10 protein-coding genes are annotated in these 13,879 nt (G+C 62.9%); 9 read left to right on the top strand and 1 reads right to left on the bottom strand.

What is annotated here, in order from left to right; translation table 11 throughout:
- Positions 1-121 precede the first annotated feature (121 nt).
- From ARTB_RS20255 to ARTB_RS20245, 3 genes are all read left to right on the top strand, one after another.
- Positions 122-1,465: a ParB/RepB/Spo0J family partition protein gene (locus tag ARTB_RS20255; protein WP_243182109.1), complete on the top strand. Its 1,344-nt coding sequence runs from the start codon at positions 122-124 to the stop codon at positions 1,463-1,465.
- Positions 1,466-1,921: 456 nt separating this feature from the next.
- Complete coding sequence (locus tag ARTB_RS20250; protein WP_243182108.1) at positions 1,922-2,623, top strand: hypothetical protein; 702 nt, start codon at positions 1,922-1,924, stop codon at positions 2,621-2,623.
- A 5-nt stretch (positions 2,624-2,628) separates the two neighbouring features.
- Positions 2,629-2,769 carry a hypothetical protein gene (locus ARTB_RS20245; RefSeq protein WP_243182107.1) on the top strand — a complete coding sequence of 47 codons (141 nt, stop codon included), beginning with the start codon at positions 2,629-2,631 and terminating at the stop codon, positions 2,767-2,769.
- Positions 2,770-3,112: 343 nt separating this feature from the next.
- Here ARTB_RS20245 and ARTB_RS20240 read toward each other — a convergent pair whose 3' ends face one another.
- Positions 3,113-3,412, bottom strand: a complete 300-nt coding sequence (locus ARTB_RS20240) for a hypothetical protein (RefSeq protein WP_243182106.1) — start codon at positions 3,410-3,412, stop codon at positions 3,113-3,115.
- 221 nt (positions 3,413-3,633) lie between these two features.
- Between ARTB_RS20240 and mobC the strand changes: the two genes are divergently transcribed.
- The 6 genes from mobC to ARTB_RS20210 all read left to right on the top strand — a co-directional run bounded on the left by mobC (position 3,634) and on the right by ARTB_RS20210 (position 12,610).
- A complete protein-coding gene (gene mobC / locus ARTB_RS20235) occupies positions 3,634-4,026 on the top strand; it encodes a plasmid mobilization relaxosome protein MobC (RefSeq protein ID WP_243182105.1) in 393 nt (130 codons plus the stop codon).
- Positions 4,027-4,028: 2 nt separating this feature from the next.
- The gene (locus tag ARTB_RS20230; protein WP_243182104.1) at positions 4,029-5,645 is read left to right on the top strand and encodes a relaxase/mobilization nuclease domain-containing protein; all 1,617 of its coding nucleotides are present in this window, start codon (positions 4,029-4,031) and stop codon (positions 5,643-5,645) included.
- Positions 5,646-5,674: 29 nt separating this feature from the next.
- Positions 5,675-6,907, top strand: a complete 1,233-nt coding sequence (locus tag ARTB_RS20225; protein ID WP_243182103.1) for a hypothetical protein — start codon at positions 5,675-5,677, stop codon at positions 6,905-6,907.
- 204 nt (positions 6,908-7,111) lie between these two features.
- Positions 7,112-7,804, top strand: a complete 693-nt coding sequence (locus ARTB_RS20220) for a hypothetical protein (RefSeq protein WP_243182102.1) — start codon at positions 7,112-7,114, stop codon at positions 7,802-7,804.
- Between the two features lie 636 nt (positions 7,805-8,440).
- Positions 8,441-8,944, top strand: coding sequence for a hypothetical protein (locus tag ARTB_RS20215; RefSeq protein ID WP_243182101.1), 504 nt, complete (start codon positions 8,441-8,443; stop codon positions 8,942-8,944).
- Positions 8,945-9,400: 456 nt separating this feature from the next.
- Complete coding sequence (locus tag ARTB_RS20210) at positions 9,401-12,610, top strand: RHS repeat domain-containing protein (protein WP_243182100.1); 3,210 nt, start codon at positions 9,401-9,403, stop codon at positions 12,608-12,610.
- Positions 12,611-13,879 lie beyond the last annotated feature (1,269 nt).

Genomic DNA, 13,879 nt, shown 5'->3' with positions numbered 1-13,879 from the left:
CCGTCGGCCGCCGAGCAAGCGAGCTTGCCAGCAACCAAAAAACAACGGGGGGAGAGGGGACGCTGGCCGGTCATCTGAGCCGCCCCACCCGCCGAATCCTTGGGCAAAAAGGAGCAACACCATGAACACCACACCCACCCTTGAAATGCTCGACCCGGCCGCCCTGACCGTGGACATCAACGTCCGCAAAGACGCCGCCCTGACCGCTGACTTCATCGCCAGCATCAAAGAGCACGGCGTGATGGAACCCGTCATCGCCCACCGCAAAGACGACGGAGGCGTGCATGTCCTGATGGGACAGCGCCGCACGCGCGCCGCCGTCGAAGCCGGGCGCACCAGCATCCCGGTGATGATCATCGAGTCCCCCGAGGAAGCCGACCGCATCGTGACCCAGGTCGTGGAGAACATCCAGCGCGTCGAACTGACCGAAGCGGACGAAGCGGACGCCTACCACCAGCTGTCCCTGATCGGCGTGTCAGCCGCCGCGATCGCCAAGAAGACCGGGCGCACCAAGACCACCGTGGAAGGGGCACTGAAAGCCAAGTCCTCCGACGCCGGAGCCGCCGCCCTGGGCAAGGGATACACCATTGATGAAGCGCTCATCATGGCCGAGTTCGAAGGGGACCAGGACGCGACCGAGGAACTGGAGTCCGTGATCGCGGACGAACCCGATCAGCTCCTGCACGTCGCACAGATGCTCCGGGACCGCCGCGACAACGCCGCCGCCCTCTCCGCACTCATCGCCGGACTCGAGGCCGACGGCAAGACCATCGTCGAGGACGCCGGGCACTACGCCAACGAAGAGAACCTGTACGTCTCGGCCGCGAAGCGGGCCGACGGGGAACCGGCCACCGACGAGGACGCCAACGCCTACCTGATCAGCACCGACTACCGGGGCCAGCACAAAGCCAACCCCGTCATCACCGGCTGGAAGGATCTGGGCTTCACCCCGAAGTACGAACGCTACGACGGCGGCACGCAGGCCCAGAAAGGCCCGATGACCGAGGAACAGAAAGCCGAGCGGAAGACCCTGATAGCCAATAACCGCGAGATGGAAAGCGCCACCAAGGTCAGGCGTGAATTTGTGAAGACCCTGCTGTCGCGGAAGACCGCGCCGAAGGGCTGGCAGTACTTCACCGTCCACGCCATCACCCACGACCCCGAAACCGCCAGCGGCTACGACGGCAAGGTCGCCACCGAGATGATCGGGGCCAAGACCGGGGAGAACACCGACCGGTGGGGCTGGAACCCGCTCCGGGACCACACCGCCAAAACCACCGCACGGCCCGAGTTCTCCCTCATCGCCCTGATCTGCGCAGGGTATGAAAAGACCATCCAGAAAGACTCATGGCGGACCGCCGAAAAGCGGCACTTCCACTACCTGAACCAGCTCACCGACTGGGGGTACACGGCAAGCACCGTGGAGCAGATCATCCTCGACAAGCACACCACCGACACCGACTAATCAAAACGTGGGCCGGGCGGCTGAATCCCCCAATGCAGCCGCCCGGCCCACTCACCCCAGCAGGGCCAGGAACCGTCCAGAAGTGGGGCGGTCCGCCGCCCAGGGCGAACCACAGCAGCCACTCACCAGCGACGGACCGCCATTAACCGCGACAAAGCAACCGGTGGACCGTCAGCCGCGGGACCAGGAACAACGAGGTACCGAGCCCGCGGCAGCACCACAAACCATTCAGCTAAGCTGGACCACATATTTCCTTTGCCCAAGGGAACACCAGGAAGGGCCGGCGCCCAACGGCGCCGGCCCTTCCGCCTTTAAGAGGATCCGCACCCGGGCATGTCTCTCCGCTTGGTCGCCCCCTCTAGACGCCGGAATCCGCGCCGAACGAAAGCACCAGGAGGCCCACGACCGTTCTCTTCGCCAGCAGAAGCGAACCCGGCACGCTGATAGCTTGAAATCATGCTTGCCAATGACATCATCATGAACTTCATTCCGAGCCCCGGTATCGGGTGGCTTGCTCCCGTTCTAGCCTTCGTAGGTGCACTTATCGTTGCCGGTATCGCAGCGGTCAGCCTATGGCGGTCAGATGTCAGGAAGAAGAAGCAGGAGGATAGGCGCCGCTGGGACGAGGAATTGGTTAGCACCGTTATCGACATGCTTGTTCTCACCGATGACGTTGCCAGCACCGAGAAGGCACTTCGCAAGAAAAAGAAGGCCATTCTTGCCGGAGACCTGCCCCAGGAGCTGAACCGGCATCTCATCCACATCCGTCTACTAAGCAACCAGACCTTGGCGGACCAGGCCCAGCATGTCGTGACGCACTACCTTTCGGAACGCATCTCGATGCACAAGTTCCTGTCCATGGAAGTGTCAGAAGGCAAGAAACTCGATGACATTACGGAGGTTCCTAGTTACTCATTTGGTAGCACTACAAGCGAGGCTTACCACGATGCACGCCGATACTTCCTGAACCTCTTTCATCAACTCCTGGTATCCGTGTCTGCCCAAAAGTTCACCGCCGAGAGCTCGGTTGACTGGAAAAAGATGGTGAAGCTGGTGAATGAGGCTGAGAAGGAAATGAAAAAGAAGGAAGAGGAACCGAGACACCGCACGCAGGACGAACCTATCCCAGCCACGGCAGTCCGGCAAAGGATCAACTAGATAGGATGTCCGCAAGCACAACCAAGGCAAGAATTGGGAGCCGGTTCCGCGAGAGTGACCTCATGGCGTACATCGAGGATGCGTTCGCGAAGACCGCCGAACGCATCGCCGCGGGCCAGGTCGGGGAAGAAGACGTGGCAGCGTAAGACTAAACCAGATACAGACATGAAGAAGGCCGGCCCCTGAAAAGGATGCCGGCCTTCTTCGCGTTTGCCCACTGAGCGGCCTGTGGTCTATGGCTGAAAAGACCTGGCCAAACGCCCGGGCCGACGGCGGGGGGCGCTGAGTCTTGGTCCATGGGAAACGTTGCCGCTGGTGACCGGCCACAACACAGGATGTGCACGGCCGCCGGTCCCGGTGGCGAGGTGCCAGTCCGAGGTTCCCTGGCGGTTGTGTGCAGCCGGTCAGCTGGGTCCCGTCGTCCAGATGTGTGCGGGAAAAGCAGCGGAGCGATTGGGCTTTTGCCGTGCCCATGTGGGCGAGGGGTTACTACTCGGAGCTGCCAGCAATGGGAGAGGACTCGTGCGTGGTCTTGCGGCCGCGCGGACGGCCGCCGGCCTTTTTGGCGGGGGCGTCCAGACCGAAGCCGCGCAGGTCGGATTCAGTCCAGTCTGTGCGCAACGCTGCGTGGTAGTCCTTGGCGTATTTCTGCTCTGCTGCGGCAAGCAGCTGGGCAGCCTCCTGGACCTCGACACCGCTGGCAGCGGCCCTCTTCACAGCGTTTACTTTGGTGTCCCTGGCGGCGTCGATTTTCGCGGCGGCTTTTGCGGCAATGTCGTTGATGTCCATGCCCAAACCCTACCGGCCACGACTGACACCCGAGAGTAGGTTTCGGAGAGCATGCGCGGAAGGCGAAAAAACCCTCAAAGTCGACCGTACGGAGCAAGCTATACACTTACACGGGTGTAAGTGGCTTGTCGCGCTCGACACTGGCGGTCGAGTGCGGCACACTGGTCAGTGTGGTCCCCGGTTCCGGGGTCGCTGCGCTGGGCCTTGAAGGGATGGATTGAATGTCGGATGAGGGATTCACTCACCGTTTCAATCTGTCGCGCCGACGTCGGGAGAACACTCCCGCCGGCACCAAGAAGCGCCGTGACCTGTGGGTCACTGTGGAAGAGGAAGCTGCGCTTGTTGCAAGGGCCGAACGCGAGAAGGTGACCGTCCCGAACTTACTGATTACCTCGGCATTGTCCGAGGCGCAGGAGACGACTACCGAACGGCGGGCAGCTATCGCGGAACTGATGTCCCTGCACAATCTGCTGGCGCGTTCTTCGAACAACATCAACCAGCTCGCACGGCAGGCCAACGCCACGAGCGAGTTCCCCGCAGAGGCGCACGAAGCGTTGAAGCACATCCGCTCTGTTGCGATGCGCATCGACGATGCCATAGACGGGCTGATGTAGAGATGATTCCGAACATCACCCGCGGTTCGCGCATGGGCGGGCTCATGGTTTACCTGGCCTCTACGGACGCCAATAAGACGAAGAACGCACACAGCGATCCGCACTTGGTAGCCGGCGACGCTGCGATCATGGCGTGGTACGACGACGGTGTTCTGGACCGCGACGATGCCCTGGCTATCGCCAAGCATCTGGACCGTCCGCGCAAGGCTTATGGCGTATCGGTGCAGATCAAAGACATGCAGTGGGATGCGGCCAAGAAGGAGCGCGTCCACGTCGGCTACAAGGACGCCAGCGTGTGGCACTGCTCGCTGAGCCTGCGTGCCGAAGAGGGCGCACTGACGGATCAGCAGTGGGGCGATATCGCCAATGATTTCGTGGACTCCATGGGCTTCACCGAAACCAGCGGAAAGGCCCGCTGCCGGTGGGCCGCGGTCAACCACGGCACGAGTGAAAACGGCAACCACCACATCCACCTGGCCGTGTCCCTGGTCCGCGAAGACGGCACCAAAGCATCGACCCACGGGGACTACAAGAGGGCGCAGGAATCGTGCCGTGAGCTGGAGGTCAAGTACGGGCTGGAACAGCTCTCTACCGTGCACGCCACCCGCGGCTACGACCGGGCCGAGAAGGCCACCGCTGTCCGGGACGAGCGGGAGATGCACCGGTCCTCTTTGGCCCGGAAAGTCCGTGCCAGCGCCAGCTCTTCCGCGACAGAGGGTGAGTTCGTCCGGCGTGCCCGCGACACCGGGATGCTGGTCCGACCCCGCTATGCGAAGAACACCACCGAGGTCATCGTTGGCTACTCCGTGGCCGAACGCCCCAAGCAGGGCGAGCGGCCTATCTGGTTCGGCGGCGGCACCCTCGCCTCGGACCTGAAGCTGGGTGCTTTGCGTGAAGAGTGGATGGACTCACCGCACCTTGCAACAGAGGCTGCAGCTGAGTGGAACGCGGCAGCCCGCAACAGGCGCACCGTGTCCAGGACCGGCCCCGAGAACGGAACACCTCCGGCGGAAATGTGGGTGGAGTACACCCGGAACGCGACCGCGTTGGTTGAGCAGCTGCGCACCCTGCCCCGTGATGATCACGCGACCTGGGCGAAGGCAGCGCGGGAAGTCTCCGGCGCGTTCGCGGCATGGTCCCACCGGCTCGAACCGACGCCGGGTCCGCTGGCGGCCACCGCCGCCGAACTGTCCCGCACCGCCCAGCTCCGCGCACCACGCCAGCACAGCAAGCCCGTCGCCCTGCCGTCCATTGCCGGCACTGCCATGTTGTTCATGGCCGCGTCCAGCAAGAACAAGACGGCCGCCCAGTCGGCGCTCATGCTGCAGTTGGTCAACACTGCCTTTGCCATCCACGAAATGCACCAACAGTCCGGACGGACCCGTGAAGCGCAGCGGCTCCGGGCCGTCGTCACGGAACAACTGAAGCCGTTCGCGGCGACGATGCCCAGGCCGGTCACCGTCGGTGCACCGGAACAGGCAGCGGCATCGAACTCCGTAGAACTTGGGCTGCGTGGCATGGCGCCCATCCGTCCAGGGTCAGCAGTGCCGAACACACCAACGCCGGCCAGGACCCGCCAGTACACGGGCCGTGATTCGGGCCCCGTACTTGACCGATAACGACTACCACCAACTGCAAGGGGAGCACGATGAGTGAATCAGACGGAATGGACGAACTGCTGGACGGCGGAATGCGGCAGTCCCTCATGATCGCGTCCCGCATTGCCGAGACGCTGGCCCGTCGCCGGCAGGAGTCCCAACGCAAGCAGGAACACCAGGATGCACAGGCAGCGCACGAAGCGCAGGCCCGCCTCACGACAGACCGCAGTGCAGCACACGCGGCGCTGGCACCGGTAGAGAAGGACCAGTGGTGGGACAAGGCCCGGCCCCATGACATCGCCACGGCCCACGCCGTCGCGATGAGCTGGAAAGACTACGACCCGACCGCCCTCGCGGCCTCGGAAAAGATCCGTAGGCAAGTCCTCACCCGCTACGGCATCGACACCCGCGACGTCGGCGCGGACGCCGCCTACCTGGAATCAGGGATCCAGACCATCACCACGGAAAAGGCACGGCAGGACGCACTGGAACGCAGCCAGGAAGAGACACGCAAGGCGGCCGCCGAACACGAGAAAGCCATGGGATTGCTCGCCGCGGCCCGCGCCGAAGAACTCCGCGCCCAGGCCGCGACACTGGCCCCGGAAATGGAACGCCACCAGGTGCCCGTGGAATACCTTGCCAACCCCGAGCTGGCCCAGGCATTGCAGACTGCCCACACCGCCAAGACACCTACAGCGGTAGAGGCAGCGGACGCCATCGTGAAGGAACGCATGTTCCTCATCGGCAAGGACGGCATCAACGGTCCCGACATCGACCAGCTCCGCAAAGAGACCACCGCGAACATCAACGGCGCCGGCGACGCGCACTTCGAGGATCCGGAGTTCGTGCAAGCAGCCAAGAATATGCACGAGGCCAGGCTTCTGGCCGCGGCCGGTGTCAAGAGCGAACAGTGGGAGTACCTGGAACAGCGGTACGAGCAAGCCGAAAAGGAACTCTTCGCCCGCATGGAAAGCGTCGGCCGCGAGATCGAGAACCGCGTCACCGGCAACGACAGCAGCCGGCTCAAAGACCAGGGACTGAAGACTGAGGCGACGTCGGCCGCCGACTATGGCTCAGCGGAACGCCAGGAAGCTTTCGCCGCATCCTTGGCCGGAACCGGAGCGAACGAAGCACAAGTCCGTGGGCGCGCCACCGCAGAACGCAGTGAGGGCACACACCCCCGCGCGGCGGTCACCATGGGCAAGAGTGCAGCTAAAGCCAAGAAGACCCGCACAGGGGCGGCCGTGGGTGCGGAACGGACCAAGAGCGGTCCGGCTCGCTAGGCAGTTGCCCGGTATCTGGACTCAGTCCGCTGAGCCTGGCATCGGAGTGTCTCACTGAACAACAGGAAGCCCCGATCGGGTCATCCGGTCGGGGTTTCTAAACTGTCTTTATGAACCGCTTTTTTGCCCCAATGTATGTGTTACTTTTCAACCAGCCTTTCATTTGGGGGAGGCGATCAATGCGGATCGTTTGAAAGGAAGAACGTGGTTCAAACACGAAGAAAATTCGGCGCGACTGTCATGGCAATCGGAGTCTCACTGGCGGTACTGCTGCCGACATCCGCCGTCACAGCAAATGCGGCGACCGAGGATAAAACCTCAAGTGCGGAAACCCAGTACAACGGGATTTACGTCGTCAGTGAGGCAGCCGTTGCTCCTGACGTGGAAGGCAAAGCCACGTTCATCCCGCTTCCGGAGAATGCGAAGCAGTCACTTGTTGTCCTTCCGGAGGTTGCTCGGAAGCTGAACCTCAAGCAGGGCAAGGTAGCTAAAGCCGATGAGGCTCGCGTTTTTGGTGAGCTTGGGGCGCCCGGCGGCAAGAAGAAATCCGAACCCACTGTCACGCCAATGGCAACAACCAGTAACTGGACGAATTTCAACGCCCCGCTCGGCGGCGGGTGGTCGGGTTCAATCCGTCGCAACACCTCTTTCATCGGGTCGGGCGGCAAGGTCTACAACTGGTACATGGATGGAGCCACCGGCACCTCGGTCTGCGCCCAGGGCGTCGGCTACTACCAGGGATACTACGGAAGCAGCTTTGGCATCTGGAGGACCTGGTACGACATTGGTTGCGGACGGGCTGCCACTATTCGCGTTCCGTGGGACGGAGTCTCTGCCTATCCCGAATTCAACGTAAGGTCGATCACCTATACGTGGGGTTTTGGGCAGTTCGAGTAAATCGGACGACTGAAACTGCATGAGAAATGGAGGGATGACATGTCATCCCTCCATTTCTTTACCATTTTGTGTGACAGCTTTGTCATGCATACTTGACCGGCCCGCGATATGCTTCTGGCTATTCATTACACAGCGGGAGCATGCAAGAGAGACATCACCACTGATCCGCGTTTCCGCCGAGCAGTCCAACTAAATGCGTGAGGACGGACGTTATGACTACCCCCGATGAACCGAACGGAAGCCTGGTTGGCTCCGAAGACGGTGGCGGACACAGCTGGCCACCCAAGCTTTCAGCTCACCGACTGTGTACTGTCGGCATCGTCCTCATCTGCGTGGGCGTATTGGGCGGTGAGTGGATCATGCCGGCTCTGGCTATCGCCATAGATTCCGCATCGGGGTCCACTGCTCAGATCGGGACGAGCCTCGTATTTGGCCTGGCAGGTCTCTTGACGAAGCTCATGCTTCCCCTGGGCATCGGCCTGTTTTCAGCATCCCTTGTGGTTCGAGCGTTGGACGCCAGCCCAAGATAACTGGTGCCCATATGCAATCGGGCGACGTTTGCGGCCCTCGGGCCTGTGAGCCACGCCCACCTTATGTCAGGATAATTTCAACGAGACAAGTGGGGGTCTGAAGACCATGGACAAGCTCAAGTACAGGAACGCCGCCGCCGCTCTGGCGCTAGGGTGCCTCCTTTCAAGTTGCGCGGCAGCTGGACAGCAGACCGCTGCGCAACAGCCGGCTGCGCAACAGCCAGCCGGACAACAGTTGGTGGATCAGGGGCTACCCGAATTCGGCTCCCTCGACGATGCCCTCCACGCCGTTGACAAAGTCCTGGGCTGCGAGAAGAAGCCCACGACGGATCCGATCATCAACAAGGCCATTGACGAGAAGGGGATCAAAGCCGAATATGCCGTGTGCTCCGGCCACGTCCAGATCGACTGGTTCAAGGATGAAGCGGGTCGGAAGGCGGACTACCAGGTGTACGCAGACGCCAAAACCCAGCCCGTCTCTGTCGTGACGGGAAAGAACTGGCTGGTCGTAGACCTCTCCGAGGCATTGCATGAGCCGGCCAGCGGGAAGGATCTGCAGAAACTCGCAAAGGAACTGGGGGCCGAGTACGCGGCTCTGAATCGGCCCTAGCCTCAGGGGGACATACCCCCGAAAACACAGAACCCCGTCCGGGCCATCCCGGACGGGGTTTCTTTTTGTGGGCCTCCAACGCAGCCTAAGGGCGCAGCCAAAGCCAAGAAGACCCGACCCGCGCAGGGGCAGCAGTTGGCTGAGCGGAGCAGAAGCGGGCCGGCCTTGTAGGGCTGACTGTGGCAAGTGTTTCCAGCCCCGGGAGGACGGTTGAAAATGACGGCACCCCCGTGATGTCTGGAGGGCTCGGCCTTCCGCTGAAGGTGGTACGTGACAGCCGGTGCAATATTTTGTCACGAAAATGACAAGCATACTTCTCTAGTCATTGGACAAAACCCGTGCCTAAAGTGAGCGCCATCACTCACTTCCAAGTCTGGGGGCACAATGCTTGTTGGGGGAAGGCGGCCTGCGCCGCAACGTTCAAATCGATCTGCCGGTGGCCATAGGCCGCCGGCTTTGTTGTTGCGGGGCGCCATCGCCTCCTGCCTGGGCATCGGCCTGCTGGCCGGGACCGCGGGCCCGGGCCTGGCAGTAGTGCCTGTCCCGATGGTCCTCCCCGGCGCCTCGTCCGGGGAACAGACCACCATCGGCGAGCTCGGCTCCCGGCCCGGGGCGACCCGGCTGCCGCTGCAGATCTCCGACCAGGTCACCGGCTCCGTGGACGTCGGCACCGGCAACCTGATGCTGTCCGTGAATGGGCTGGCCCTGCCAGGGGTCAATGCCGACGTTCCGCTCGGCGCGGTGTTCAACTCCCAGTCCACCGCCACAACCCAAGGGGACGCCGCACAACGGTGGACCCTGAACCTCGGCGGGACCGGTTCCCTTTCATCGATCCCTTCCGGCGTGCTCTACACCGCCGGCGACGGCTATTCGGCCCTGTTCACCCCGGTCTCCGGATCGACGACGGCGTTCACGGCACCGGCCGGGACGAAGGCCGACCTGGTGAAGTACGGGGACGGCACCTACACGCTGACGTCCAGAACCAACGCATCCGTTGTGACGTTCAACGCCGACGGGCGGGTGAAGTCCCTCGCGGACCGCAACGGCAACACGACGACGTTCACCCCGGGGACCGGGAAAATCACCGACATCAGCGGGAATAAGGGCGTGGGCGGCAAACTCGCCTACGACTCCTACTCCGGAACCCTCGCGACCATCTCCCTGACCAGCGGGTCAGCGACTCGGTCGGCTGCCCTGTTCAACGACGGCTACGGCAACTGGACCAGGTTCACCGATCCGGCCGGGAAGATCACGACCTTCGGCTACAACAGCGGAAGGATCTCGGCGATCACCCCGCCCACAGGCGGTAAAACCCTCCTGACCTACGACACCACCGGCCGGGTCACGCAGATCGAACGGGTCAACACCTCCGCCGGGTCCCCGGGGAACTCGATCACCCGGATCACCTACCCGACGAGCACCCAAACCCTCGTCGCCGGACCCAACACCGACCCCGCGGTTCCGGTCGCCTCGGGACCCCGCACCACGTACAACCTCAGCACGGACGGACGCGTCACCTCCGCGACGGATCCGATGGGCCGGGCACAGGGGGCGACCTACACCGGCGACTTCGACACGCTCACCGCCACCCAGGGCACCGGAACGACGTCGGGGACGACGACGAACACCTACGGGGCGAACTCCGGCCAGTCCATCACCGCCTCAGCCTCCCAGGGCGGCGCCGCCGGCCAGGCCGAGTACGCCAACACGGCCGTGAACACGAGGTACCTGGCCAGCTCGAGCACGGACGATGCCGGGAACAAGTCGCTCTACACCTACAACGGTGCCGGGAACGCGCTGACCTCCTCCGACGCCATGGCCGCCACGGCCACCCTGGGGTACAACACCAACCTGGACGGCACGGTTGTCTCCGCCCTCGCGCCGGGGAACGGGACGAACAAGACCCTGTACGGCTACAACAACCTCCACGAGCTCACGGACCTGACCCCGGTCACCGGCTCCTCGCTCGGGGCCAGGGCCTTTACCTACGATGCCTGGGCCCGGCCGCTCACCGCCACCGACGGCCGCGGTAACACCACCACCTATTCCTACGACGCCGTCGGACGGCTCATTGGCACGAGCTTCTCGGACGGCACCCCGGCCGTGGCGTACACGTACAACGCCAACGGCCAGGTCCTCACCCGGGTCGACGGCTCCGGCACCACCACCTACGGCTACGACCAGATGGGCCGGCTGACGTCCCGGGTGAACACCGCCGGCGGCGGGACCATCTCCTACGCCTACGACAAGGCCTCCAACCTGGTCTCCACCACGGACACCCGCGGCACCACCTCCTATGCCTTCGACACCTCGGGCGTCATGACCACGATGACCTACCTCTACAACGGCACGCCCCAGACCCTGGCCGTCGCGACCGATGACCGGGGCCGGCGCACCGATACCTGGCTGCAGGCCAGCGCGGACCGGACCACCTGGGCCGCGCACACCCACACCGACTACGACCGGACCGGACGGGTCACCCGCGTCCTCGCAGAGCAGGGGACAGGGGATGCCAGTAACTCCAATGTCGTGGACCTGACCTACTGCTATTCCGCCGGTTCCACAGCACCGACCTGCCCGAGCACCACGACGGCGGACCGGTCCAAGATCCAGTGGGTCAAGAACAACCTCACCGGAGCCGTCACCGCCTACACGTACGACAAGGCCGGGCGCCTCACTAAGGCCGCGATCACCGGCGGCTCATCGCCGACGACCTACCTCTACACCTACGATGCCCGCGGCAACCGGCTCACCGCCAGCGGCGGCACCGGGGCCAGCCAGAACTTCACCGCCAACCCGGCCAACCAGATCAGCACCGCCGGCTACACCTACGACGGGGCCGGCAACCTCACCGCCGACCCGAACGGCAGCTACGGCTACAACGGTGCCGAGCAGATGACCTCGGTCACCAAGGCCGGCACCACCTACAATTACACCTACGCCGGAGCCTCGCAGAACGAGGTGCTTTCCCAGACCACCCCGAACGGGACCTACAAGGTCATCTACGGCCGCACCGACGCCCAGGGCCAGCCCATCATCGAGCAGTACAAAAAGGACAACGCCACGGCCTACGTCGAGCACGACCCCGTCACCGGAGAAGCCCTGATGCTGCGCACCAGCTCCGGGATGCAGTCCCTCTACGTCTACGACGGCACAGGCAACCCGGCAGCGCTCATCACCAGTGCTTCCTACAGGGCATTCGCCTACGATTACGACCCCTACGGCGTCCCGACCATCACCGCGGACTCCGGCGGGCTCGGCACCTCCCAGAACCCCTACATGTTCAAGGCCGGCATCCAGGACCGCGTCACCGGCTGGGTCAAATACGGCCAACGCTGGTACAGCCCGACCCTCGGGCGGTGGACCCAGCAGGACACCCTCGACGCACCACTGAACCCCAAGAACGCCAACCGGTACGCCTTCGCCGGATGTGATGCCATCAACCACAGCGATCCAACCGGACGCAGTGTATGCGACGGTCTTACCGCTGCAGCGGCTGGGATAGGGGTTTTCGCCGCGGGCCTCTTCGGTTTGTCCGTTCTGGCTGATCTCTCCATCATTGCTCTTCCAGAAGGTGTGGCGCTCGGCGCCCTCTCAGGGGCGGCAGGGGCTGTCGCCGGCCTAACTGGCGGAGCAGCTTTCGTTGCATGCGCGGCAGGGTGGTGAACGATTGATCTACTGGCCACTTGTTCCGCTTGCCGCTGGTCTCATTCTGCTCGCCGCCTGCGCTCTCTATGTGAGGTCAAAGCGACCCGGCCCAGGACAGCCATACCAGGGATCGCGGATCGTCTTGATCTTCATAGGGCTTGCCCTGGCCCTGTGCGCCTCCGCTCTGATCGGGGTTTTTACGACACCCAGCTAATGCAACACGCCGTTGCTGCACCGATCACACTCAGATGGTGACCATGCCATTTGTCCCGCTCGCCGCCGGACTAATTATCTTCTGGGGTTGCTTCCTCTACGTGAGATCTATACGACTCGGCCCGGGAAAGCCCTTCTCGGGCCGGGGTGGGTGGCTGGGCTCGGGGGAGCCGTAACTGTCGTCTCATGCGTGATTTAGGGAGTGGCTTCAATGGGCAAGATAGTTACAGTGATTTCTCGGGCAACGTGGTGGCAGGTTGGCCTTCTTGTCGCGCTTGCCGTGGTGAGTCTCTTGGACCTAACTCCTCCACGTGTCGCGGGAGGAATATTGTTGTTGGCCTTCGCCCTTTTGATTGCTATGTGTAAGCTCCTCGCACGCGGCAACAGAGACGCGCCTCCCCAGGCATGACTTCTCCCAAGCCAGCAGAGAAGCGATTCTTTCCCAGTGTCGGAGGGGTCATCGCCGGGCTCCTCCCAGGGGTATTCGCACTATTCACAGATGTATCCCAACCATTTTGGATTGGCTTCAAGGTGGTCCTGGTAGCAGCGGCGCTGGGGTTCGCCGCTGCAAACATCATCGGGTTGGTCAAGCATCGTCGCTCATCTAGGGATGGAGCGAGGAATTACTTAGCTAGTGTCGTCGCACTCCCCGGGCCCCGACGGGGAGGCCGGGAGACCCCGGACCGATATGCGGTCCGAGGTCTCCCGAGGAAGTTAGGCCATGGTAGTGCCTTAAAGAAGGCAAGGGACAGAAAAGTCCTTGGAAGGAGCAGGAGTGAGCCTCCACTGGCGCGTGGCCAGGGCTGCCGCTCTTGGGGCGTAGTAAGAGGCTAGGGCAGGCAACTCCGATCTCACGCACCAAACACTACATGTGGCGTCTTTTCCACAATTTTTGCCATATCTTGTGGTTCTGACATCACCGATAACCATGATTACGTAAAGCTGTGCTCTCCGTGCACCTCGGTTACCGACTACGGCTCCCCCGAACACCACGAAAAGTTCGGGGAATCCCTGACAAACACCGGCGCGAACGAAACCCAGATACGCGCACTCACCGCAGCCCACAGCAAGGGG

Source organism: Arthrobacter humicola (genome assembly GCF_022803015.1).
GTDB lineage: Bacteria > Actinomycetota > Actinomycetes > Actinomycetales > Micrococcaceae > Arthrobacter > Arthrobacter humicola_A.
Note: the sequence above shows the minus strand (reverse complement) of the source record. Positions and strands in the feature narration are given on the sequence as shown.

Bases quoted from the DNA above. Each gene is read 5' to 3' on its own strand.
- ARTB_RS20230 (WP_243182104.1), top strand. From the start codon at position 4,029: ATGATTCCGAACATCACCCGCGGTTCGCGCATGGGCGGGCTCATGGTT.
- ARTB_RS20255 (WP_243182109.1), top strand. From the start codon at position 122: ATGAACACCACACCCACCCTTGAAATGCTCGACCCGGCCGCCCTGACC.
- ARTB_RS20245 (WP_243182107.1), top strand. From the start codon at position 2,629: ATGTCCGCAAGCACAACCAAGGCAAGAATTGGGAGCCGGTTCCGCGAG.
- ARTB_RS20240 (WP_243182106.1), bottom strand. From the start codon at position 3,412: ATGGACATCAACGACATTGCCGCAAAAGCCGCCGCGAAAATCGACGCC.
- mobC (WP_243182105.1), top strand. From the start codon at position 3,634: ATGTCGGATGAGGGATTCACTCACCGTTTCAATCTGTCGCGCCGACGT.
- ARTB_RS20250 (WP_243182108.1), top strand. From the start codon at position 1,922: ATGCTTGCCAATGACATCATCATGAACTTCATTCCGAGCCCCGGTATC.
- ARTB_RS20215 (WP_243182101.1), top strand. From the start codon at position 8,441: ATGGACAAGCTCAAGTACAGGAACGCCGCCGCCGCTCTGGCGCTAGGG.
- ARTB_RS20225 (WP_243182103.1), top strand. From the start codon at position 5,675: ATGAGTGAATCAGACGGAATGGACGAACTGCTGGACGGCGGAATGCGG.